Source organism: Paenibacillus sp. MZ04-78.2 (assembly GCF_024213375.1).
GTDB lineage: Bacteria > Bacillota > Bacilli > Paenibacillales > NBRC-103111 > Paenibacillus_G.
The window spans coordinates 43,511-66,038 of sequence record NZ_JANAVJ010000028.1 but is presented as its reverse complement, the minus strand read 5'-3'; the positions used below and the strand labels follow the sequence as shown (position 1 = coordinate 66,038).

At 48.5% G+C, this 22,528-nt stretch carries 23 protein-coding genes; 10 read left to right on the top strand and 13 right to left on the bottom strand.

Features of this window, described 5'->3' with window-relative positions:
• Positions 1-680: 680 nt before the first annotated feature.
• The gene (locus tag NLX71_RS18300; RefSeq protein WP_254365235.1) at positions 681-998 is read left to right on the top strand and encodes a hypothetical protein; all 318 of its coding nucleotides are present in this window, start codon (positions 681-683) and stop codon (positions 996-998) included.
• A gap of 52 nt (positions 999-1,050) precedes the next feature.
• Here NLX71_RS18300 and NLX71_RS18295 read toward each other — a convergent pair whose 3' ends face one another.
• A complete protein-coding gene (locus tag NLX71_RS18295; RefSeq protein ID WP_254365234.1) occupies positions 1,051-1,404 on the bottom strand; it encodes a helix-turn-helix domain-containing protein in 354 nt (117 codons plus the stop codon).
• A 147-nt stretch (positions 1,405-1,551) separates the two neighbouring features.
• Between NLX71_RS18295 and NLX71_RS18290 the strand changes: the two genes are divergently transcribed.
• The 4 genes from NLX71_RS18290 to NLX71_RS18275 all read left to right on the top strand — a co-directional run bounded on the left by NLX71_RS18290 (position 1,552) and on the right by NLX71_RS18275 (position 3,750).
• Positions 1,552-1,743, top strand: coding sequence for a hypothetical protein (locus NLX71_RS18290; RefSeq protein ID WP_254365233.1), 192 nt, complete (start codon positions 1,552-1,554; stop codon positions 1,741-1,743).
• Positions 1,740-2,003: a hypothetical protein gene (locus NLX71_RS18285; RefSeq protein WP_254365232.1), complete on the top strand. Its 264-nt coding sequence runs from the start codon at positions 1,740-1,742 to the stop codon at positions 2,001-2,003. Before NLX71_RS18290 ends, NLX71_RS18285 begins: the two co-directional genes overlap by 4 nt.
• A 135-nt stretch (positions 2,004-2,138) precedes the next feature.
• Positions 2,139-2,603 (top strand): DUF2628 domain-containing protein, encoded by a 465-nt coding sequence (locus tag NLX71_RS18280; RefSeq protein WP_254365231.1) that lies wholly within the window; start codon positions 2,139-2,141, stop codon positions 2,601-2,603.
• Between the two features lie 1,018 nt (positions 2,604-3,621).
• Positions 3,622-3,750, top strand: coding sequence for a BRO-N domain-containing protein (locus tag NLX71_RS18275; RefSeq protein ID WP_309248966.1), 129 nt, complete (start codon positions 3,622-3,624; stop codon positions 3,748-3,750).
• Positions 3,751-3,771: 21 nt separating this feature from the next.
• Here NLX71_RS18275 and NLX71_RS18270 read toward each other — a convergent pair whose 3' ends face one another.
• Positions 3,772-4,125, bottom strand: coding sequence for an antA/AntB antirepressor family protein (locus tag NLX71_RS18270; RefSeq protein WP_254365230.1), 354 nt, complete (start codon positions 4,123-4,125; stop codon positions 3,772-3,774).
• Positions 4,126-4,236: 111 nt separating this feature from the next.
• On the bottom strand, positions 4,237-4,497 hold the full coding sequence (locus tag NLX71_RS18265; protein ID WP_254365239.1) for a holin: 261 nt from the start codon (positions 4,495-4,497) through the stop codon (positions 4,237-4,239).
• 691 nt (positions 4,498-5,188) lie between these two features.
• On the opposite strand from NLX71_RS18265, the gene NLX71_RS18260 reads away from it, so the two are divergent.
• The 4 genes from NLX71_RS18260 (at position 5,189) to NLX71_RS18245 (ending at position 12,003) form a co-directional block, all read left to right on the top strand.
• Positions 5,189-7,678 carry a phage NrS-1 polymerase family protein gene (locus NLX71_RS18260; RefSeq protein WP_254365229.1) on the top strand — a complete coding sequence of 830 codons (2,490 nt, stop codon included), beginning with the start codon at positions 5,189-5,191 and terminating at the stop codon, positions 7,676-7,678.
• A gap of 643 nt (positions 7,679-8,321) precedes the next feature.
• Entirely contained in the window at positions 8,322-9,899 is a 1,578-nt protein-coding gene (locus NLX71_RS18255) for a recombinase family protein (RefSeq protein ID WP_254365228.1), read from the top strand.
• 16 nt (positions 9,900-9,915) lie between these two features.
• The gene (locus NLX71_RS18250) at positions 9,916-10,332 is read left to right on the top strand and encodes a recombinase family protein (protein ID WP_254365227.1); all 417 of its coding nucleotides are present in this window, start codon (positions 9,916-9,918) and stop codon (positions 10,330-10,332) included.
• A gap of 42 nt (positions 10,333-10,374) precedes the next feature.
• Positions 10,375-12,003 carry a recombinase family protein gene (locus NLX71_RS18245; protein ID WP_254365226.1) on the top strand — a complete coding sequence of 543 codons (1,629 nt, stop codon included), beginning with the start codon at positions 10,375-10,377 and terminating at the stop codon, positions 12,001-12,003.
• A gap of 552 nt (positions 12,004-12,555) precedes the next feature.
• Here NLX71_RS18245 and NLX71_RS18240 read toward each other — a convergent pair.
• The 6 genes from NLX71_RS18240 to NLX71_RS18215 form a co-directional block, all read right to left on the bottom strand.
• A complete protein-coding gene (locus NLX71_RS18240; RefSeq protein WP_254365225.1) occupies positions 12,556-13,224 on the bottom strand; it encodes a hypothetical protein in 669 nt (222 codons plus the stop codon).
• Positions 13,221-14,291: a ParA family protein gene (locus NLX71_RS18235; protein WP_254365224.1), complete on the bottom strand. Its 1,071-nt coding sequence runs from the start codon at positions 14,289-14,291 to the stop codon at positions 13,221-13,223. Before NLX71_RS18235 ends, NLX71_RS18240 begins: the two co-directional genes overlap by 4 nt.
• A 490-nt stretch (positions 14,292-14,781) precedes the next feature.
• Positions 14,782-15,033 (bottom strand): hypothetical protein, encoded by a 252-nt coding sequence (locus NLX71_RS18230; RefSeq protein ID WP_254365223.1) that lies wholly within the window; start codon positions 15,031-15,033, stop codon positions 14,782-14,784.
• Between the two features lie 240 nt (positions 15,034-15,273).
• Complete coding sequence (rlmH, locus tag NLX71_RS18225) at positions 15,274-15,753, bottom strand: 23S rRNA (pseudouridine(1915)-N(3))-methyltransferase RlmH (RefSeq protein WP_254365222.1); 480 nt, start codon at positions 15,751-15,753, stop codon at positions 15,274-15,276.
• A gap of 141 nt (positions 15,754-15,894) precedes the next feature.
• The gene (locus tag NLX71_RS18220) at positions 15,895-16,062 is read right to left on the bottom strand and encodes a CxxH/CxxC protein (protein WP_254365221.1); all 168 of its coding nucleotides are present in this window, start codon (positions 16,060-16,062) and stop codon (positions 15,895-15,897) included.
• A gap of 135 nt (positions 16,063-16,197) precedes the next feature.
• Positions 16,198-17,418, bottom strand: a complete 1,221-nt coding sequence (locus NLX71_RS18215; protein WP_254365220.1) for a S1C family serine protease — start codon at positions 17,416-17,418, stop codon at positions 16,198-16,200.
• A 175-nt stretch (positions 17,419-17,593) separates the two neighbouring features.
• Between NLX71_RS18215 and NLX71_RS18210 the strand changes: the two genes are divergently transcribed.
• On the top strand, positions 17,594-17,809 hold the full coding sequence (locus tag NLX71_RS18210) for a hypothetical protein (RefSeq protein ID WP_254365219.1): 216 nt from the start codon (positions 17,594-17,596) through the stop codon (positions 17,807-17,809).
• Here the strand turns inward: NLX71_RS18210 and NLX71_RS18205 are convergent.
• From NLX71_RS18205 to walK, 4 genes are read right to left on the bottom strand one after another with little or no spacing between them, the layout of a single operon-like run.
• Positions 17,806-18,609: an MBL fold metallo-hydrolase gene (locus NLX71_RS18205; protein ID WP_254365218.1), complete on the bottom strand. Its 804-nt coding sequence runs from the start codon at positions 18,607-18,609 to the stop codon at positions 17,806-17,808. The two genes, NLX71_RS18210 and NLX71_RS18205, sit on opposite strands and share 4 nt — an antisense overlap.
• Positions 18,610-18,629: 20 nt before the next feature.
• Complete coding sequence (yycI, locus tag NLX71_RS18200; RefSeq protein ID WP_254365217.1) at positions 18,630-19,376, bottom strand: two-component system regulatory protein YycI; 747 nt, start codon at positions 19,374-19,376, stop codon at positions 18,630-18,632.
• A 13-nt stretch (positions 19,377-19,389) separates the two neighbouring features.
• Positions 19,390-20,673 carry a YycH family regulatory protein gene (locus NLX71_RS18195; protein ID WP_254365216.1) on the bottom strand — a complete coding sequence of 428 codons (1,284 nt, stop codon included), beginning with the start codon at positions 20,671-20,673 and terminating at the stop codon, positions 19,390-19,392.
• Positions 20,670-22,514 (bottom strand): cell wall metabolism sensor histidine kinase WalK, encoded by a 1,845-nt coding sequence (walK, locus tag NLX71_RS18190; RefSeq protein ID WP_254365215.1) that lies wholly within the window; start codon positions 22,512-22,514, stop codon positions 20,670-20,672. Before walK ends, NLX71_RS18195 begins: the two co-directional genes overlap by 4 nt.
• Positions 22,515-22,528 lie beyond the last annotated feature (14 nt).

The following is a 22,528-nucleotide window of genomic DNA, read 5'->3' as shown; positions in this document are numbered from 1 at the left end:
ACAATAATTCATTTTCGATTCCTGCCGGGGTGCTTCGCACCCCCTATTTGTGTTGAATGTGTACCTGAATAGTTACTTAATTTTCTAATAAACTCCATGCAATATCTCCTTATTAGCATTTAGTCTTTCGATTCGTTCGGATAACATTCATCAAACTTATAATTACCAAGCGCAAAGAACCGGAAGGACAACGCATATTAAACCGTGCGAAAGCCATGCAGATTATGACTGAGCCTTAAAAGAAATAGGTATCTTTGTTGTAAATACTATTACTTTCCCGAGCCTCAATGCGATGCTTATAAGTAAATTATCGTTGAATAAGTTGTTCGGGAACAGGGTGAATATATGGCGAAGTATAATGTCTCTATAGCTTAGGTTAATTCTACTTCCCCTACAATGAGCTGAACGGGTCTATCGGCGAAATTAGATAAGAGTGCAGCGCGGCACTCGCTTCGCCAACCTGTTCTTACTTATTGCCTATTCCCTAAAACCAAACAGAATACTGCAATAAACCAAGAAAAAAGAAGAAATCAACCGATTTTTTGACCATTACTTCATTTATTTCGGACCATTTCTCCATCATTTCTCAAAAAAACGAATTTGTTTTTTCTGTTCCCGCCTCGTATGATTTACCTGTAAGGTGAATCTCCACTAATCCAAAACATACGGAGGGCGAAAAAATGTTATCTTGGGAAGATGTTTACAAACAATACAATATTCTTATAAAATCCATTGTTATTGATGTTCCACCCATTCCACGCAATAGCCCACTTGCTGTTAGTATTGAAGACCTGTACAGTTTAGGGGTAGCTAAACTTTATGAATGCTACATCAAGTTTGATCATCTACCTTTGGACGAATTTATGTATTTGTTTAGCACCGCATTTCTATCGGCCCTTTCAAACCCAAACGATGATTTGAAACTTGATACTAATCAAGTCCTTTCGATCATACCTCATCTTGAGTTATCGATTAAAAAATCACCAATCGCCATTTAGGGCATTGGTGATTTTTTAATTCACGCGGATTTTTTTCATGATCAGATTAAATTTATAACGGATGGCTAAACGCTTGAACCAACTCTTTGTTGATTCGTTTAACAATTTCAATTTGCTCACTCTTTAAATCGCTAATCAAAGCGATAAACTCGTCAGTAGCTTGTCGCCGCACTAACTCGTCTTTGTTTTTAACAGCGTCATTACGAAATAAATCGGCGGTATCAACTTGAAGTGCTGTATGTATTTTCTCCAGTGTATCTATGGTAAAGTTTCGTTCTCCCCGCTCCACTGCACCGATATAAGCATCATCTAAGCTAGAAAGCTCCGCTAGTTGAAGCTGGGTAAGCCCCTTGGCCTTTCTGATCGCCCTTATTCGCTCACCAACTAAATAACGTAGCTCTGACATATTACCACCTCTTCTACTATCAGAGTAGAAGGTTAGACGTGCAAAATGCAGGGGGTTAAAGACAGTTTTATTGTTTGATTAAACTCTTTATAAGTAGTATATTAGCAATGATTGGTATACCCACAAGCGGGAAAGGTGGATAAAAAGATGGATAAGGAACACACAGCTTTTGACGAACTTTCCAAAGAACGTGAAGGTTACATCATGAAGAACCCTGCTAACGGAATTGAAATTACATGCACCGAGAAATTCGTAAAACATTGGGAAAATCGTGGGTTTACGATTGTTAGCAAAGGTCACATTCGCTTACTTGAAGACGAACCGGAGGATGGTGCATGATGGATAATCAGAATCTAGCATTCACGGACGATTCGATTAAGCTAGTCGAAGTTGTAGCCGACCGCCCCATTTCAAACACACAGAGTCCATCAAGACGCTCATTATCGAGAAGAATGGGAAGCGCTATATATCGTTACAAAAATGGTGGCGAGAGAGCCAAGGAAAACCCTTGGAGGGAAGGCAAAGGTTTTCACTTTGAGCCCGAGGAAGTTAAAGGAGCCATAGAAGCCTTAAAAAAGGCTTCGGATGCGCTGACGTGAATGGACTGATTACTCTATAAGACAGGAAATAGCTTGGATTAGCCACACTTATTTCAGACCGTTATAGGGTGCCTGTCGTACAGCGGCAGACAGCGGAATATACTTGGATATCCAATATAGAAAGGGGTGCGTAGCTTGCATTACATAAAAAATCCAACTGTGACCGAGGAGCACTTGCAAAAGTTCGCCAGTAACGACTTTTATATAGAAGCATGGCAGAAGAAATTGAAATGGAATTGGGGTGCTTTCTGGCTCGGGGGCATCTTCCTGCTATACCGAAAGATGTACCTCGCATTTATCATCTTCTTGGCCGCTAACGTTTTCATGCTAATCGTTACGTCCAGTGTGAATTTAAGCACGATAGAATTTAGAGCGCTGTTTATGCTGATGCTCAATACCCCGCTGGCCTTCTTTATTAACGAAATCTACCTGCGGCATGCTGAGAAGAAAATAGAAAAAATCATGAAGAACCATGCTGATGATAAACTTCAGGATTACCACATCCGTAAAGTTGGTGGGTTCAATTTTTTTATTCCCTTCACGGTATTTTTCGTGATGCCTGTTTGCTTGACCTTGCTGTACGTCAATTTGTTTCAATAAACGCAATTACCGACTCATTGCATCGAAATGTTGATGGACTGTTTAAATCGATTCTACCGCACAGCACCTTCGTTATGAATCGTTCTGCCTCCGAACCTAAGTAACGTCCCTATACGCCAAAGCTGGCCGTTTATTCACCGGATTTTGGCTCATAGGGGCTTCTTTCTATGCCAGTTAACTACAAACGACTCGTGTCCGGCCTGAATTCAATAAATCACCACATATTCCCTCGGCTCACTATAAGCTCCTCCCGCTCCTACGTTCTCTGTGTCCCCTAACAGCACTTTGTGCATTGGCGCAAATAAGCTTTTTTGAAATAATTGATTGAAATTTTCGATCAATTCCGCATGATTGATAACCTACTGGTATAGAATGGTATATTTCTTGCGAAAAAACGAATAAATATACGATTTATTTCCTATTTTTAGAAAATATTAATGGAAAACGTGACATGCGCTCTATGTGGGAAATACAGGGTTCTTATGGGAACGCTCCATCCTCCACGAGAAAACCGGTACTGTCGGGAGTGGGCGAATACGCCGTATAAAAGGGCCAACGATATTCAGAAGTGAATCTGAATTCACACCTGAACATCTGGCTCTCCCCTGAAGACCGAAGGAAAGAACAGCGACGGAGCGCAGCGGAGTCTTCCTCGCGAAGCGAGGAGGTCATAAGCAGGAACAGGCCTGAATATCCGTGGGCATCCTATGCCCATAGAAGCTTGGGCCGCTTTCTGACTATGGAACTCACAAGGAATGGATGTGCTCTGCTCCTCGCTTCGCGAGGAGGGACTCGCTAACGCTCGTCTTTTCGAATTTTTACGTAGTAGCCCGCACAATACCACATGCTGTTCTCTGGATACGCCTGAATTCAATAAATCACATGGACTTTCCTCGGATGCCAATGTGCTATAACCTGCTTCCACGTTCGGATTAAGACGTTTTAAGATATATCGAATTCCTTCTATCTCCTTACCTGTATGCTACGCTGCCAAGATCCAGAGTCGAGATGAGTACGTGTGGTTGAGAAAGACGGAGAACCGTGGTTTGTCCTTAAAAATGTGTGTAATGTGCTCGATATTGGTAACCCAAGCGATGTTAAATCAAGACTTTTGGATGGGGTCGATTCAATCGAGGGGGTAAGTTGAACTTACCTCCTCCGAAACGACTTAGCCCAAGTAATTACCTATCGATGGATGAGAATGGAAGTATAACACACCTGCTCTCCCTGTCACTATATCCAACTTGCCCCACTGGCGATACGATGGACGACTAACGTCCCGAATATCGCTGGTGGGGCTTTTCATATCTATGGAAAGTTCGTATTCGGTGCGTGGCCTACCGCCACTTTCGGAGGTTTTCGCCGATTCCGGCGAAAAGTCTTCGCCTTGGATAAAACCATACTTTTCAATGCGATCTTTAATCCAGTTTGTAAAATCGCGTCCCACTTCCAAGAATGCGTGAAGCTCACGACCATCCACAGTCATACCTTTTTCGGTTTGGTTGACTTTAATAAGATTCAATGTTCTTTCCTCTCCTTTTGTGTTTTCATATCCTCGCCATAAACAAACACGAAATTTAGAAGTTCACTCCTGATACCCATATGTAAAAAGACGGCTTGCGCCGTCTCTGTATTACTCTTTAGTTGTGCCTTCCCGCTTGTTGAATACCTCAAACAATCCAACAGAGGTTAACCCAGCGATACCCCCGGCCCACAGCCTGAGAACAAATTCCAGATTAGTGAACGGGTAAGCTACGCCACCAACAACCACACCAACGACTAAGGCCACCAAAGGAATAATGTTCTTCGGCATGTCAACTGTTGTTTTTACAAGCGCCATAAGAGCATTCACAAAAACCGCGATGACCGACGCAAAGAGAAGAACACTGTTGATAAATGAGAATGGCAATATGACACACCTACTCGCCCTGTCACTATATCTCAATTACACGTACATTCGATTCATCAGAAAACAGGCGGTTAGGCTGTTAAGATTCAACTATACGGCTTGATTGTGCCGTATCTTGAACGAATCCTTGCCAATGAGCAGCGATGGAAATCGACCATGATTAAACATCCTGTCAACAGCGATAGCGTATTTTTCGAGTAAAGTTCCTCTAAATTCCATAATTTCGTATTCTGGCTCTCCAACTCCCGAGAGGTATAAACGGGCTCAGAGACGCCATAATTCCAAAATTCCTATATTCCAGTCTTTACAATATCAAAAATACTTCTTGCATGACGTTTGGCCTTCTCCTCGAACACATTTTTCCCCTCCCGAACCCCCCATGCACATTAATTATCACTCCCATTAAAACATTTTATCACCCATCTGATGTGATTCCCTTGTGTATATTTCATTCTCGCTCCTTTCTTTATAACAAAAGCCGAAAGGAGGAGCACTATGAGATCACCCCCTAACCCACCCGCCCAAAGTCTGCCTATTTTCAGAGTTACGCGTGCTGAATGGAGCGGTTACTACTGAAAATAGATGATTTGTGACTTGTTTCTATCACCGCCGCGCCAAAAATTACTTATTGATTTTTGTTTCACCAACATAAACTCGAATAAAGGACGTGTTCTAAATGAATTTCAACAACATCCCTGCAAGCCTTAAAGAGCTTAACCAGTGGGTTTTATGGAAATTTCAAACCCGCGACGAAAAAGTAACGAAAGTGCCTTGTAATATCCAAGGTATTCCCTCTAATCCCCATGACGTTCAAAATCAGATGAGCTTCCAAGGAGCAATCGAAACGATTAGTAATAGCCCAAACGGACGTTTTAATGGAATTGCCTTCGTCTTTAAAGAGGGGGGCGGGCTGACCGGGATTGATCTGGATAAATGCGTTGATCCCGACACTGGGGCGATAGAATCTTGGGCCGAGGACATCATCGCCAGCATGGATTCCTATACGGAATTCAGTGTATCCGGCAAAGGTTTTCATATTATTGTAAAAGGAACACGTCCCGGAAAACGCAATAAAAAAGACAGAATCGAGATGTACGATTCTGGTCGCTTCTTTGTAGTGACTGGCAATGTTGTAGGAGATCCACAGGAAGTCATGGAGCGGCAGAGCGAATTAAACGAGCTGTACAAGCAGGTGTTCCCTGAGCCAGCCAAGCGTGACCATGCTAGTAAGCCGCCTGTCGTAAAACACGGTGAAGATCGGCTAAATGCGCTGTCTGACACTGAAATCCTTGAAAAGCTATTCCGAGAGCGACAAGGAGTCAAGTGGCGAACGCTTTACGAGCAGGGATGGAGAGAAGGGCTGGGCTACACGAGCCAAAGCGAGGCCGACTCTGCACTTGCATACAAACTTGCCTTCTACAGCAGTGACGCTGAACAAATCCGACGAATATTTAGCGCCAGCGCGTTAGGCAAACGGGAAAAATGGGTGAATCGTTTAGATTATCAGGACAGGGAGATTACAAACGCTTTGGATAGGCAGGTCGAAAAGTATTCCAAGCGTACCAAGAACAATGGCACCGAAAAGCTGTCTGAGACCGGAATTCATGATGAAAACCCGGATGAATACCCGGAAATCGCGCCTTTCGAGGCGTATTCCGTCCCTACGTTTCCGATAGACATCTTCCCGAAATGGCTACGCGACTACGTAGGTGCTGTGGCGACCTTCTCACAGACCCCGGTTGATGTAGCTGCCATGATGGCTTTATTATCGGTGGCGGTGGCTGTACATAGGCGCTATAAGCTGGAGGTCTTTCCTGGCTTTACGGAGCCGCTCTGCCTGTACGCTATCGTCGCTTTACCGTCAGCAAACCGGAAGTCCGACGTTTTCAGCAAAATGATTGCGCCAATTTATGCCTACGAGGAGAACTTGCGGGAGGAGATGGTCGAGGCTATCTCGGAACGTAAAGCCGAGATTGAATGGCTGAAGGCCCAGCAAGCTAGTGTGCTAAAGGATATCAGGAAAGGTAACTTGGATGCTCGACTCCAACTGGCGGACATTCAGAAGAAGCTGGATACGACGAAAGAGCTTTTCCCGCCCGCGCTTATCAAACAGGACATCACGGCCGAGAAGTTGATACAGGCGATGTCCGAGAATCACAATCGAATGGGCGTTCTGAGTGCCGAAGGCGGCGTGTTGGACATCGTTGCTGGGCTCTATTCGGATAAGAAATCAAACGTGGACATATTCCTGAAAGGGCATAGCGGTGAGCATTACGCCTACGACCGAAAAAATGGTGGTTCCGTTTATCTAAAGTCGCCCACTTTATCGGTTGGACTATTGGTACAGAACGATCATCTCCAGCGCGTTTTAACCAATAGTGCATTGAATGGACGGGGGCTATTTGCTCGGTTCCTCTACGCCATCCCGGATTCGCCGTTAGGAACTCGGAAACCAAGAAGTAAGCCGATTCCGCCAGAGGTAAAGGAAACGTACCATGCAATGATGACCCGCTTGCTGAAACGAAAACCTTTGCCGCCCGAAGGCACCAACACCGCACAGGCGAATCTTGTCGATTACGTAAAGAACGCCGTACAAGGAACCGCCTACGACGAGGAGGAGCCTACGCAGACCATACGCCTTTCCAAAGAAGCCGTAGAGATATATGAACGACTGTTTGATAAAAACGAGCCACGATTGCGCCCGGACAACACTGACCTCACGAGCGACTTAAAGGCTTGGGCGGGAAAGTTGGTTGGACAGATCATGCGAATCGCTGGCCTGCTCCATATGGCCGAACATGCGGATAAGGATGAGTTGCCCGAGGAAGTAGCTGCATCTACGGTAGAGGCAGCGGCGCGGCTGGAGGAATACTTTTACGCGCACACGCTGAAAGCATTCGGGGAAGCTTCCGAAAGCATACATACCGAAAAGCAGAAGTATATTCTTCAAGCGCTGGTTAAAACACAAGAAAATAATCCGATCATCAAGTGGCACGTGCCTACCCAAATTTGGAACCTGATGAAACGAAAGAACTACGCGATGGTAAAAGACATGAAACCTGATTTACAGGAGCTTGTTGAGCGAGGCTTCTTGCTTGTCGAGCAGGTGAAACGCCACGGGATTGGAAAAGACTCGACGAAGTACGGACTTAACCCAAAGCGATAGAACTGCTGAACCGATAACTACCGAAGGCCACGTACACACTACGTGGCCTTTAGCGTTTACCCGACACCGCTTCGAATTTTGGAATTTCGGAATTTTGGATGGCTGAAAGGCGTTCATCCCACTCTCCCGTTGTGAAGCCATAATTCGGCTGAACGTAAATTTTCGGTCACAGTGAAGAATTATGCCTTTAATCGATACACCCCCATCCTCCCTTCTTCTTCCCACTAAGCATGTCCATGCTCCCTTACGCTGGAGCCATTACTTAAGACTTAAAAGCTATATCCCAACTATTTTATCGAATCCGTGCACGACCATAGAGTACCGTTTGCAGCCCGCGCTTTATTTATGATATAGCGGCAACCCCACCCCCAACATGGGAACGGTGATCGATGCCCGCTTTCATTAATGACAAGGAAGGTGGTAACCGTGAATAGCTCTGAACCAGCAGCCGAGTTCAACCGAACGCTCGATCTGCTTGTAGACCTGCTCCTGCCACACCTGAAACCAACGCGAACCTGCGATAATCTCGCCGAAATTAAAATACCATCCGACCAAGCTAAAGCATGATCGGGTGTGCTTATCCAAGTATCGACTGGTTTGAGCCAGCCTACATGGCGTTTGAATAGTTCCACAGAAGCGGGTTATGCTACGGTCATCCATTTATTTCCTTTTAGAGGAGGGGGTTAATACGAACCTAATCGCAATTTACGTCCGGGTGTCCTCGGAGAGACAAACGAAAGGCTACAGCATCGATGGGCAGCTTAAAGAACTGCGCGCCTATGCTGCTGAACATCAGCTATCCATCTATCGCGAATACGTGGACGATGGATACTCCGGTAAGTCCATTGATGGAAGACCTGCCATGTTAGAACTACTGGCGGATGCGAAGCAAGGTCGATTCCAAACCGTCATTACGTGGAAGCTGAATCGGCTGGCGCGAAACTTGGTCGATCAACTCAAGACGATGGAGGTGTTCAAACAGCATAATATCGGCTGTGTAAGCCTGACTGAGCAGATTGAAACGAACACAGCCCAAGGTAACTTAACAGTACAGATGCTTGGCGCTATCGCTCAACTGGAGCGGGAGCAAATTGCCCAGAATACACGTTTGGGAATGCAGAAACGTAGCCAACGTGGAGCTTGGAATAGCGGGAATAACGTCCTTGGGTACGAATGGGTAACCGGAGCCGATGTAGAACCGCACGTTAGAATTGTTCCGCATGAGGCTAGGCTTGTGCAAATGATCTTCGAACAGTATCGGAGTGGGCAAGGGTTTAAAGCCATTACGAACCAATTAAACGCGGCTGGATACACGACGAAACGAAATAAACCGTTCAGTACCACCACCGTTCGAGGTGTCCTGACCAACATCAACTACATCGGCCAGATTCAGTACACAGCCCACGAGAAGTTTACCGGAGCTTCCAGCGACCGTTCGAAGCGGGTAGTACAAGGCACACATGAGCCCATTATCAACATGGAGCTGTGGAGCGAGGTTCGAGCACTTCTGAATCAGCGCTCCCGACCGCCAACCAAGCAGATTAACCGGCATTATCCGTTAGCTGGCTTGTTGAAGTGCCCGGTATGCGGGAGTAGCATGGTTCCAGCTCATACGAAAGCTGTTCGGAAAGACGGGTGCGTTCACATGAACCACTATTACGTGTGTGGGAATTACACAAATAAAGGCCCAACAGCTTGTAAAGCGAACACAATACCCGCTTCACCTGTAGAAAACGAAACGCTGTCCCGGTTCCAGCACATGCTCACGAACAAGGGCTTGTTGAACCAGATCGTCACGCGAATTAACCGCAGGAACAAGGAAGCCGAAACGCCTTTACGGGAACAGGTCGCTCAGACCGCGATGAGTTTAAAACAACTGGAAAAACAGCAGCGGCGCTGTTACGAGCTATTTGAGGATGGGTTCATCGGGCATGTGGAACTTGTTGAGAAACTAAAATCCTTGAAACAAGCTACAGCAACGCTGAACGAGAACAAGCATCAGTTGGAATCGAAGCTCGCTGAACTCGAAAACAGCGCTGTATCACTGAAAGAAGTCCGACGCGCCATGAAATCACTCTACCAATCATTTCATGCCATCGAAGCGGGGAAACGCAACGCCTTGATCCGTGGATTTATCCAGAGCGTTCACGTTCCTCCTGACCGCGATGTAACCGAAATGCACATCCAAGGTACCGCCGCGCTCAAACATCTAATTATTTGAAGGGAGATTTTTCACTATGACAACGAATAAAACGAAAGTAGCCATCTATGCACGTGTGAATCAAGAACAGGAAGGGTTGGATAACCAGCTTCAAGCGTTGCGCGCATACTGCGAAGCCAACGAAATAGAAATCTACGCGGAGTATGTGGACGAAGGCGTAAGCGGGATTAGCATAGAAAGACGCCATTCACTTCAACGCTTGCTGGAGGACGCTGAAAAGCAGCAGTTCCATGAGGTACTGGTGTGGAGGATAGATAGGCTGTCTCGAAAAACAATCGAGCTTATCTCCCTTGTGAACGAACTTCAACAGCGACATGTCCAGGTTCGTTCCGTGACGGAAAACCTCGATTTCTCGACGCCTTCTGGAAGGTATACGCTTCAAATGTTAGCAGCCGTATACGAATATGAATACAACACTGCTTTTCGAAAATAAACAGCTTAATTTGGATTAATTCACAAGAAGGGACTTCAGACCATGACCAGTAAACCGATCAAAGTTGCCATTTATGCGCGTGTGAGCACCGAAGACCAAGCTAAACATGGTTACTCCATCAAGGCACAACGTAAAGTGTTAAGTGATTATTGTAAATTATATGGGAAAGAGATATACGATGTGTATGAAGATTCGGGTGTGAGCGGAAAAAGCACAGAAGGCAGATATGAGCTCCAACGGTTACTGAAGGATGCTGAAAACAAACGTTTTGATATGGTTCTTGTATGGAAAATCAACCGACTAGCGCGGAAAACCTATGATCTTCTTCACATCTTGAACCAATTGAAAATGTATAACGTGACCTTCCGCTCTTTCACTGAAAACTTCGAGACAGAAACATCGATGGGAAATTTCGCGTTACAAATGATGGGGGCCGTCAGCGAATTAGAGCGGAATACAATTGTAGATAACGTCAAAATGGGCATGAGACATCGCGCCGAAAAAGGAGAACACAACGGTAAGTTGCCGCTGGGGTATCGGGTTGTCCCTGACCCCGGCGACCCTTCGGGGCGATCGAAGGTCATTGTTGTAGAAGCTGAGGCGATTATTGTCCGAAAGATATTCAAGCTTTACGCTGCCGGACGCGGGTTAAAGAGCATCGCCAACGAACTAAACCACAGCGGTTATACGACCAAGACCGGGAACACCTTCTCCACGAGTGCAGTAAAGGAAATCCTGAATAACCCATTTTATAACGGTAAAATCCGCTACAACCGCTACGAGAACTGGAGTGACATGCGGAGGCGAGGAAAGAACGCCACACCGATTATCGTAGATGGAAAGCACGAAGCCATTATTCATGATGCGTTATGGGAGAAAGTCCAATTCCTCCACCAGAAGAAATCATTCACACCATCCCGTATCTTTGACGGTGAGTTCCTGCTATCCGGGTTAATACGCTGTCCGAAGTGTGGCGCGGCGATGGTCGCCAGCCGTACACAGAGCAAAACGAAGACTGGAGAAATCGTAAATCGCCTGTATTATTCGTGTGGAGCTTTCCGAAGTAAGGGAAGCAGCGTGTGCTCAGCCAATAGCATTCGGAAGCAGGAGGCCGAGGATGAAGTAATGAATCGGTTAACGCGAGTACTGTCCAAAGACCGTATTCTAAAGGCCATCGTGGACAAAATTAACCACAGACTCACGACCCGGACAGTACCGCTCCAAGCGGAGCTAGAACACATTAAAAGCCAATTAGAACAGGCTGAGTCCAGAAAGCGCCGCTACCTTGATGCATTCGAGCAAAATAAACTCGATAAGTCAACCGTCGCTGAGAGAATGCAGGAGATTCAGGCCGATTTAATCAAGTTTCGAGCGGAGAGGTCCCGACTGGAGCTTGAACTAACCGAAGGCAATACGTCTCCTATCGCTTTCGAACAGGTGCGCGAGTTGATTCATGGATTTAATCAGGTACTTACCACCGCGCCATTCGAACAGCGAAAAACGTTAATGCACCTGTTCATCAAGCGGATTACCGTAAACACCAGTAAGAAGATTGAGACGATTGAACTGAGCTTTGACGAAAACATGGATTCCTATTTTTTCCCGTCTCCGGTTGCAGCAACGGCGGATTATTCCCAGCAGAAGCGGGAGAAAATCGAAATCGTTATCTAAGTTATTGAAAAGCGATTTCTATTCAACGGATTCATTCCAACGATTTACTTACTTGTCATGGTTAGGTAACTGGGCGCTCTGTTAGTCTTTACAACCTCACTCCCCATAACGTCTCCACTGTTTGTGCGGATGAACAACCCCACATTTAGAAGCCCGTAAATGTGGGTTTTACTGTCTTCACAAGAATCTCATAAGACCTCTCACCTCGCTTGTGTTGCCTGTTGTGAACTTAAACTTTAACGTTACGATGTAAAAGTGATGCGTATATATTATTTTGTATACAGAAAATGCCGCGCTTGAACAGGCTATCATTGACTGTATGTTGGAGTTCATCCCAGAGGAGAAGCACGATATTGTTTCGAGGCGCATAGACGATATAATGCGCGATTTCTATGAGTCCATTGGGCTTGGAGACGCTTATAGACAAAGGGAAGCGAAGGAGGCAATGAATGAGTGATACAGAATGCCGCAAAGGAGAACGCTGTGGCGAACGTTCTCCTTTGGTTTGGCTTGGTGGAGGCGAGTAGGCCATCTTTTTAATAATGGGTCTTTTCATTTAAATCTATTGTTGGAGAGGTTTGCCTCAGGAAATTTATATTTTATATAATCACTTAACCAATTGTACTTTTCGCGAACTTTTGGATCTCCATTTTCTAATCCACGAGTTATAGTATCTAAAAACAATTCTATTCCATCCTCACAGAAGCTAAGATAGTCCAAAAACAATAAACCATCGTTTTCTTTTATCAAAGGTAGCTTACTGGTAACCATGGCCTCTTCATTCTCGTATAAAAGCTCTAAAAGATCACTCGACACTATCACTCGTGGATTTTTAGCTATTTTACTTTCTATGTTATACGCCTCAATCAGACCTAAACTGTACAGAAAGCCATTGTTATAGTAATGTTTCCCATACGCGACACCGCCTCTTGAAAGTATGCCTCTTGAAAAAAGAGTGAATTGATATTTAGTAATCAACCATAGAAACTCATTAAAGTTCTCTTTTTTGAATTCAGTCGCCAAAATTACAGAATCAGAAAACTGAACTACATCTAAATTAATTACTCCCCCAGCAAGTTGAATAGTTTCTTGATGGACTCGAAATAACTCCTCCATGTATTTATTGGTTCCATCAGGCGCTTCCAAGTCCTTCTTAACCATACTTGAGAAGCCAAGTAAGTCAATAAACGCAACAAAATGATTTTTAGCTACAAAACTCACTTTGTTATCAACTCCAAGCGCGTTACTAATTTTTCAAATTCTGATTTAAATTGTTCCATCCTTGCTTGACCATCCAACCAAGTACTGCCTCCCCAAGGAGATCCACTTTCCGTGATTATTATAGTGTCTTGTCTACTGAATTGAAATACAGCCTTTCCTGTTTCTTGCATAAGTGGGGCTAAACTTCCAAAATCAGAGATTTCTGTTGCAGCTATCTGAGAGCTAGTAAGACCTGATGTCAAATCAACTTCTGATGTAGAAAACCTCTTAAGCACTGGAAACAACTTTTTTTCGACACTTTGAGGAATTCTATTCATCCACATTTGAAACCCAGGTTTTGGTCTTTTATTACTGCGTTTGAACTGTTGGACAGTTGTACCAAGAAATTGGGGCTTACCTCTTTTTACAGGCAAACCTAAGGATAGAAACTGCTCGTAAATTTGCTGATGTTCTTCAAGCCAACGTTCCAATATTTTTGCAAGTGTATGAATAGCTTGTACATTAAACCGGTCAGGCGCTGTAGGGATAAAAAAAGCATCACAGGATAAAAAGCATGTACGAGTCAACGCTCCCGAGCTCGGCCCGACATCGATCAGTATGTAGTCATATTCTCCTGCCGCGCCAAACCTATTTAAAAAGTCGGCAACTGCAACGTACGTTTTCTTTTCATGGGTTTTTGTAGAGAAACGTTGAGTATGTGCTTCTGCAAGCGCATCTTCTATACTACTCAATGAAACATCGCCTTTTAATAGATGTAAGTATGGATTTATCTCATTGACAACAATATCATCTATTCTAATGGACGACATATCTCCTTCAATTCTCGGTTTTAAAACATCAAGCAAACTCGTCCCTGGAATATCCAAATCACTTCCAGTATTTAATTGCTTCTCATCTAAAGTATCGATTACTGGAGAAAGCAAAATTTCCGTAATATTACATTGTGGGTCTGCATCAACAACCAGCGTCTTTTTCTTTTTTTCTGCCAATAGATGCGCCAGATTAAAAATTGAAGTGGTTTTAGACACCCCACCTTTATGATTATAGAAAGTAACAATTTTAGTCATTACAAACGCCCCCTCTATTCAAATTATCCCACACTAATATATGGAAGTAAACAACAGGACATTACAGACCATCAGTCTCGACCAACATGGACGTTCTTCCCTGAAAGCAAACGATAATGGAAAAGCGTATTATCAATTAGAATTTTTCCGTCACTCACGACACACACCCTCGATTAAGATACAGGAACACCACTCGAATTACTCGCTCCTGAACTTTCTCTCTAACATTAAAATCTGATCTCGGACTCTTGATAACCCCAACTTTTCGCCGTCACTTATGGCACTGTTCCCCCGATTAATATAATCGCCTGATACACCTGCTCCAGCAGAGCACATGAGCTGGTGTGGCAGAGTCATGCGCCCGAATGAGGGTTTAAGGTCGGCATCGAGGTACTCTATTATATGATCCTCGGCCATGATCGCTTTACAGTTTGAAAGAACAAGGCTTCTCTGACCCGATGATTCGCCAAAAGAGCGACTTCCGGTTTCCTTACAGATAGTATCTGATCCTCAGCTCGGCTCCTTTGCCTTTAGGAGGAGCAGACAGCTCCATATCGGCGGCTTTCATGTGCTGCCGCATGACGGAGCAACACGTAGGCATCCGATGGTTCGAGGATGGGTATCCCCCTATTTTCGCATGAAGTTCCCCGGAGACGACATCGACGTACTCTTGACCACGCTCCCGCGCATCTGAAAATATAGTTTCCAGCGCTTTCCTGAACGTTTGGGCATTCGGTGTCATGGGTTCAACCTCGCTTTCTATTCGAGTATAGCACAGCCCATTTCTTGTAAATCAAGTGATGTGAGTAGCGTATTGCGTTCCTCTGTTGTGAGTGTGAGGTGACAATTCTGAACACTCCAGCAGCCCGAACGCGCCCGCCTGCGCAGCGTTCTTCCCCGGTGGAGGCAGCCCATCCCAATCCCTGCCCCTAGCGGAGACCCTCCGCCCCCAGCAAGCGATTAATTCGAAAAATTTTCGCCGTCACTTATGGTATGGTTCCCCCCGCATAATCTTAAACGCCCGGTACACCTGCTCCACCAGCACCAGCCGCATGAGCTGGTGCGGCAGCGTCATACGCCCGAACGAGAGCTTGAGGTCGGCGCGCGCAAGCACTTCGGGGGCGAGGCCAAGCGAGCCCCCGATAACAAAAGCCATGTGGCTACGCCCGTACGTGGCAAGGTCTTGCACTTGCCGCGCGAGCTCCTCGCTCGACAGCGGCTTCCCGTCGATGGCAAGCGCCACCACGTAGGCGTCGCCATGCAGCTTCGCGAGAATGCGCTCGCCCTCGCGCTGCCTCACCTGCACCTCCTCCGCGGCGCTCATGGATTCCGGCGCCTTCTCGTCCGGCACCTCGATGATCTGTACCTTGGCGTAAGCTCCCAAGCGCTTGACGTACTCGGCGATCCCCTGCACCAGATAAGTCTCCTTCAATTTACCTACTGCGATAATCTGAATGTTCATCCGCTTGTTCTTCCTCTCTCGTTTATCCTTTACCTGTTCTATTCGGGGTGCCTTGAATTTTTAATGCTACAAAAAAGGAAGACCGCACCAAGCCAGCCCTCCCACAATCACTTTATCTTGTTCACCATAACCGCCAAACTCCTACACAACCAAGAACCGCCCCGGCTCGGCACACCGTTCGCAATGCGGAGGCGGGTCCCAGCCCGTAAACTTCACTTCCTCCAAGTCCACGATGTCCGGCGCATCCTCATATTCATCCACGAACATATCAATGGCCAGCTCCAGATGATCTTTACAAACTACGTGCATAAGATAAGACCCCTTTTTCTTTTAACCCTAATAAAATCGCACACCGTTTCGCTCCGATTCGGCCCCCGCATTTATTGTTCCCCAAACGCGGCCATGACTTACAGTTTCCCCTAACAACCGCCTACCAAAGTTACATTAGCGGTCCTTTAGCTCGGCCAGCGTGACCTGAACCGTATTCTTCTTCGCTCCCCGATAATACGTGACGGCGAGCTTTTCCCCGATCTTTTTGTGCCCGTAAATGTATTTGCGCAGCGCCAGCGTACCGTCGACCGGCTTGCCGTCCAGCTCCACGATCACGTCGCTGGTTTTCAGCCCCGCATCCTTACCCGGACCGATAGCGTCGATCACCAGGACACCTTTCTTGACATCCGACGGCAGCTTCAAGCTTTCGATGCCCGCATACGACTGCAAATCCTGCGTCACCACGCCGATGTAAGGACGCTTGATTTTTTGGTCCTTGATCAGCGTCTCAATAATCGATCGCGCTTGGTTGATCGGGATTGCGAAGCCGAGGCCCTCTACGCCCATATCCGCGACCTTGAGCGTGTTGATGCCGACGACCTTACCGTCCAGATTCACGAGAGCGCCGCCGCTGTTCCCTTGATTGATGGCCGCATCCGTCTGGATGACCTCCATCTCCCAGTCGAACTCGCCTTCGCGGCCGAGCGATACGGGAATCGTCCGCTTGGGCCAGCTAATAATGCCCCGAGTCACCGTCGGCGCATACCCGAGTCCGAGCGGATTGCCTACGGCTAACGCCGTCTCTCCCGGCTTGAGCGTATCCGAATCGCCGAATTCGGCAATCTGCTTGATCCCGCTTCCGTCAATCTCCAGTACGGCCAAATCCGTAATCTGATCGCGCCCGATCAACGTCGCCTTACGGCGCTCGCCGGTGATGGTGGTGACATCCAACTGCTGGAACCCTTCCACGACGTGGTTGTTCGTCACAATACGTACCTGATCCCCCGCCCGGGCAAAAATAACGCCCGAACCGAGCCCCACCGCGCCGCCGCGTGCGTTTTCCTTCTCTCCCTCCCGACGGGAGCCGATAATGCTCACAATCGTCGGCGATACCTTCGCTGCCGCGCCGACCACCGTATCGCTCATCAGCCGCTCGGCATCGATCCCTCCGCCAGTCGCCGCTCCCGGAGCGGCCATCACCGCTGCCGCCTTCGGCAGCGAATCATGCCCTGTCTCCCGATCAAACAGCATGAACAAGGCCGCCGTTACAACGGCACCGCCTACGGCCGGAAGCAGCCACGTCGGCAGCCTGACACCGGGCCGACCGGACGGCAAGCGCCAAGTCTCCCTTCGGGGTGCCCTCGTCGAATAAAAATCGTCGTCAAACAAACTCACCGCTGCCGCCCCCTGTTCCATCCCGCTCCGCACCCCATCCGAGGCCGAAAAATCTGCTGTATCCATTGTACCGTAAAATCTGTCAATCTCAAAAACTAAAAAAGAGGAATGATTTCCCTAAAGCTAGACTAGAATAAGAACATAGCCTGCACCCGATCAAGGAAGGATGATGAAGATGCCGAACCGCCGCATATCGTCCCATTTGGATGAAATCGCTTGGATCGCGAAGCTTGCGGACCTCAAGGAAGACCATTACCGGAACTCCCTCTTACTGGGGGCCCTTCTCGAACTGCTGCTGGAAAAAGGGCTGCTCACCCCACAAGAATTAGCCGCCAAAATCCACACGCTGGAGGCGTCCGACCAGCCCATACTCCCGACCGGCAACAGCTAATCGTCCTTCAACACGTCCCACTCCGTCGCCCGGTCATGATACGTGTCCATCAGCCTGGCACGGTGATCGTCCGGCGCGAGCCGCTCCTCTACCATACTATTCACGGTCAGCCTGGCCAAATCCATCAGGTTGTGGTCCCGGCTGAGATGCGCGAGATACACCCGCTTCGTCTTCGCCGTCATCACATCGACGAGGCCGGTCCCGGCCGCTTCGTTGGACAAGTGGCCGACATCGCTCAAGATGCGCCGCTTGATGTTCCACGGATACCGGCCCATACGCAGCATCTCGATATCGTGGTTGGACTCCAGAACGAGCACGTCGCTGTCCTGAATTTTCTCCTTCACCTTGGAGCTCATGTAACCGAGATCCGTCGCGACGCTCAGCTTTTCTTCCTCGTGATAAAAGCAGTAGCCGACCGGCTCGGCCGCATCGTGCGATATGCCGTACGATTCCACCTGCAGCGAGCCGAATTCGAGCATTTCCCCCGTCTTCATCACGCAGCGGTTCTCCTCCGCAATCTCGCCGATTTGCCGGTCAAGCTCCGCCCATGTCTTTTCATTGGCATAGACGGGCAAGTCGTACTTGCGCGCAACCGCGCCCAGCCCTTTAATATGATCGGCATGCTCGTGCGTCACCAGAATCGCGTCCAGCTCGCTGGCCGACATGCCTCGTTCCTTCAACAATTGACCAATCTTTTTCGCGCTGAGTCCGGCGTCGATCAGCACTTTGCCCTCTTCGGTCGCAACGACCGTGGCATTGCCCGTCGAGCCGCTGCCCAGCACACAAAACCGTATCCCCATGTTCAAAACTCCTTAGCCGCTTACTTTTTGCTCTTCTGCGGCCCTTCCACCGCACCGTTCAAAGCATGGACGTAATACACGTCTCCGTCCGCATTCCCCAGCGACACCCGCCAGGAAGGCCACATATTCAACGTCTGCGAATTGTATACCTGCCCGTGATACCCGAGCTTTACGCTCGTAATAACCGCTCCCGACGGCAAATAGTTCTCGATCAGACTCCGCAAAGCGATGTAGGCGGTAATGACCTTCTGCTCCTTCTGCTGCCCGTCGGACTGCACTTCCACATAACCTTGCTGGTAGGAAGTGATTTGTCCGTCTTTCTCGAACAGTCTCAACTGCACGTCGAACATCGGAAGCGTGCCGTACAACTGGTGAAACACATAAGTACCGCCAAGACTCGTCATCGGATCGTACTGGTACGACTCGATCTTCGGAATCCCCGTTCTCGCCAGGAGCTCCCGGAACGAGCCCTTGCTGATCAACGGATCGAATTTGAACGGCGCCGCCAGCGGCACCGCCTTCTCCGGATTGAAGTTATCGTCGAACCGGACGACAATCTCCCGCAGCTTCGGCACATCCTTCGGAATATCCGGCGGCACCTGTATATTTTTACTCTTCGTCAGCCTTTGAATTTCCTCCGCCGCTCCGATCGCGTTCGCATCCAGATCGAGAAGGTCCGCACGGCTGGACCATAGCTGGATGCCGAGCACCACGTTCAGCAGCAGGAAGGACAATATTAATATCGTCTTGGCCCGTCCCCATTCCACGCCGGCATCCTCCTTAGTCCAAAAATTCGTATGTGCCGTCTTGCAGCTCGGTCACCCAAGCCGGAACAAACATCATCGCCTGCTCCGTCACGACCATGCGGTAAGCCGGGAAGATCGAATACACCCGCGCCTTGTTGGCGAACGCAGCAAGCTTCTGCTCCAGCGCCTCTCCGCCCGCCAATTGTACTTCGGTACGGGCAGAGCTTCGCAGATCGGGGGTAAGCAGCGAACGCTCGTAGCTGGCTACAATACCTTTTTGCAGAGATATTTTCATAAAGCCCGAATTCTCGTTCCGCGTATTGATGACCGGGTACGAATTGTAGTACTGCCGGAACACATACTGCTGATTGCCCGGCAGCAGCCGCTGCGGCACCTTCTGCACTCCGTACTTGCCGTTCCAGCCCCCATGCTGGTTGATGAACTGCACGGCCGATAACAAGCTCTCGCGCAAATCGACCTTATTGTTCTCCGCCGCGGCCACCGGATCGGTATACGTCATCCAATGCTGCTCGTTTCTCAGCTTCAACCCGCGTTTCCCGTCCGTGTAAATCTCCGAGCCGTCCCGCTCCGTCACATTGCGCGTCAGCGTCGGATCGACAAAGAATGTACGTTTCAATTGATCCGCCGTAAACTGCGTATAAGTCATCTTGAAGCTTGGGATCGTCAGCGGCTTCATCGGCAAATAATAATCCCCGGCCATCGGCTTGTAAGGGGTAAACGTTGCGTCCGTCTGTACGAACTTCTCGATGTCCTTCACCGTAAAATCGGCCTTGATCGCTTCGTACACCGTATTTGCCGTATCCGTAAACAGAATCGCACTGACCTCATTCATATCCTTGGCAAAAATCCAAATGCGCGTAATCAGGTCGTTCTCGCCCTGCAGGTCGCCCTTCAGCTGCATAACCTCCTGCAGAACGTTCATCGGCAGCCCGTCGCGGAATCGGATCTCGACCCCCTGCTGCTTATTCCGCACATCGTCCCAGTTGATGTCGAGCGAAGTGACACTCGTCTTCCGGAACCCTTCCAAAAACCGCTGCTTCAAAATTTCCATCACTTCATTGTACTTCACGGTATTCGGGTAGAGCACCGTATGCAGTTGGTTGCCCAGATGCAGCACCAGTTGATCCGGAAACAGCATTTCCTTCAAGGACGCACGGGTGCCGAGGATGTCGGTTTTCACGTATTCCTCCGGCTTGACCGGATCGTATTTCGGGTAACTGTAGGCCAGCAGGTAGCTTTGCAGCAGACTAAGCAGCACCAGCAGCGTCAGCGCGGCGGTTTTCAGTTTCTCGATCATACGGCCGCCTCCTCCTGTTGATACGGCAGCGTAAACGTTACCCGCGTCCCTTGCCCGAGCTCCGACTCCAATTGAATGGCGCCGCCGTGCGCCTTCACTATTTCCCGGGCAATCGACAAGCCGAGACCGGTCCCGCCCATGTTGCGGGAACGGGCTTTATCTACCCGGTAGAAGCGCTCGAAGATCCGGCTCAAATCTTTGCGCGGTATCCCGATGCCGTTATCCTGCACGGAAATTTCCAGCACGGAGGATTCTCTCCGGCCCGCGTGAATGCGGATATGTCCGCCCTCCGGCGTATATTTGAGCGCATTGGAGACCAGATTGTCGAGCACTTGATCGATCCGGTCGCGATCCAGCATAATTTCATCCACGTGCTTCTCGACGTCGATTTCGATGGCGATCATGCGCTGCTCCAATTGAAAAGAAAAGCGGTCCGCCACTTCATCAAGCATCTCGGTCACATCCGTCGTTACCTTGCTGATAATCGCCTGCTTCGAATCGAGCCGGGACAGCTGCAGCAGGTCCGTGACGAGCCGGATCATCCGCTCCGTTTCGTTTCTCGCCACATTGACGAACTTGCCTGCAAGCTGAGGCTCCTCCAAAGCTCCGTCCTCCAGCGCTTCGAGATAGCTCTTAATCGTTGTAAGCGGCGTCCGCAGCTCGTGCGATACGTTCGCTACGAATTCCCGGCGCGTTTGGTCGAGCTTCTCCTGGCCGGTGACATCCTGCAGTACCGCAATCGTCCCGGCAAAGCCCTTACCCTTGCTGCGAATCGTCGTATACGTCACTTTGACGAACAGCATATCTTCCTCGGCTTCATGGTACAGATGCAGCATCGTCGAATGATCCTCCGTGCCTTCCAGCACCTGCATCTTCTCCTGCAGCATCCCGAGCAGCTCGTCAAGCGGCATGCCAAGCGTCGTATCCTCGTTAACCTGCAGAATCTGCTTCGCCCGCCGGTTGATCACGATGATGCGCCCATGGTCGTCTGTGGCGATCAGCCCGTCGTTCATGTTCGACAAGATCGAAGCGAGCTTTTCCTTCTCCTCTTCGTTGAGCGATAACGCCTCGCGAAGCCGCTCCATCATGAAATTGAACGTATTGCCGAGCTGACCGATCTCGTCCTCGCCCACCACCCGGATTTTCTCCTCGTATTCGTACCGGCCTTCGGCTACGGCCGTCGCCTGTCTCGTAATGGCTTTGATCGGGTTCGTAATCGTAGACGACAAAATCACGCCGAGACCCGCCGTGAGCGCGAGCGCGATCAACGTGCCGGAGATGAAGAAGTTGTTGATCTGGGTCAGCGTTTTGTAGACATCGTCCATCGAAGCAATGATATATACCGCGCCGAGCACCTTGACGCCCGATCCGATCGGCTTGGCGATAACGATTTTGCGGATGCCGTCGAAGTCGGTGAACAGACGCTGGTTATCCTTAATCCCCTGCAGCGCCCGCGTTACTTCGGTCTGTGTGTTTTTGCTGTTCACGACCGATTGGTTCATCGGCCTTGTCGTCGTGAGCACGACACCATTCGCGTCGATGATTTGAATTTCCGCTTTGCTCGTCGCGAAGAGGCCGTTTACAAAATCGTTCAGATCAGCATACGATTTCTTGGTCGTGTCCGAGTTTTTATTTTCCTGATTTTCCGTCAGGTACGTCTCCGCATACTGTGCGAGCAGCTGCGCCTGCGAGTTTCGGTTGTCGATAAACTCGTTTTTGAGCGACGTTTCCAGCGTCTTAATAAAATAAACCCCGATAAGCTGGAGCGCGACCAAAATCAGCAGCAAATAAATAATAATCAGCTTGGCTTGAATCGATTGGAAAAAGCGGATCGTTTTCATCGGCCCGGCCTCTG

Coding starts and splice junctions, on each gene's coding strand:
- NLX71_RS18300 (WP_254365235.1), top strand. CDS start 681: ATGTTATCTTGGGAAGATGTTTACAAACAATACAATATTCTTATAAAA.
- NLX71_RS18295 (WP_254365234.1), bottom strand. CDS start 1,404: ATGTCAGAGCTACGTTATTTAGTTGGTGAGCGAATAAGGGCGATCAGA.
- NLX71_RS18290 (WP_254365233.1), top strand. CDS start 1,552: ATGGATAAGGAACACACAGCTTTTGACGAACTTTCCAAAGAACGTGAA.
- NLX71_RS18285 (WP_254365232.1), top strand. CDS start 1,740: ATGATGGATAATCAGAATCTAGCATTCACGGACGATTCGATTAAGCTA.
- NLX71_RS18260 (WP_254365229.1), top strand. CDS start 5,189: ATGAATTTCAACAACATCCCTGCAAGCCTTAAAGAGCTTAACCAGTGG.
- NLX71_RS18255 (WP_254365228.1), top strand. CDS start 8,322: ATGCTACGGTCATCCATTTATTTCCTTTTAGAGGAGGGGGTTAATACG.
- NLX71_RS18250 (WP_254365227.1), top strand. CDS start 9,916: ATGACAACGAATAAAACGAAAGTAGCCATCTATGCACGTGTGAATCAA.
- NLX71_RS18245 (WP_254365226.1), top strand. CDS start 10,375: ATGACCAGTAAACCGATCAAAGTTGCCATTTATGCGCGTGTGAGCACC.
- NLX71_RS18235 (WP_254365224.1), bottom strand. CDS start 14,291: ATGACTAAAATTGTTACTTTCTATAATCATAAAGGTGGGGTGTCTAAA.
- NLX71_RS18230 (WP_254365223.1), bottom strand. CDS start 15,033: ATGACACCGAATGCCCAAACGTTCAGGAAAGCGCTGGAAACTATATTT.
- rlmH (WP_254365222.1), bottom strand. CDS start 15,753: ATGAACATTCAGATTATCGCAGTAGGTAAATTGAAGGAGACTTATCTG.
- NLX71_RS18220 (WP_254365221.1), bottom strand. CDS start 16,062: ATGCACGTAGTTTGTAAAGATCATCTGGAGCTGGCCATTGATATGTTC.
- NLX71_RS18210 (WP_254365219.1), top strand. CDS start 17,594: ATGCCGAACCGCCGCATATCGTCCCATTTGGATGAAATCGCTTGGATC.
- NLX71_RS18205 (WP_254365218.1), bottom strand. CDS start 18,609: ATGGGGATACGGTTTTGTGTGCTGGGCAGCGGCTCGACGGGCAATGCC.
- NLX71_RS18195 (WP_254365216.1), bottom strand. CDS start 20,673: ATGATCGAGAAACTGAAAACCGCCGCGCTGACGCTGCTGGTGCTGCTT.
- walK (WP_254365215.1), bottom strand. CDS start 22,514: ATGAAAACGATCCGCTTTTTCCAATCGATTCAAGCCAAGCTGATTATT.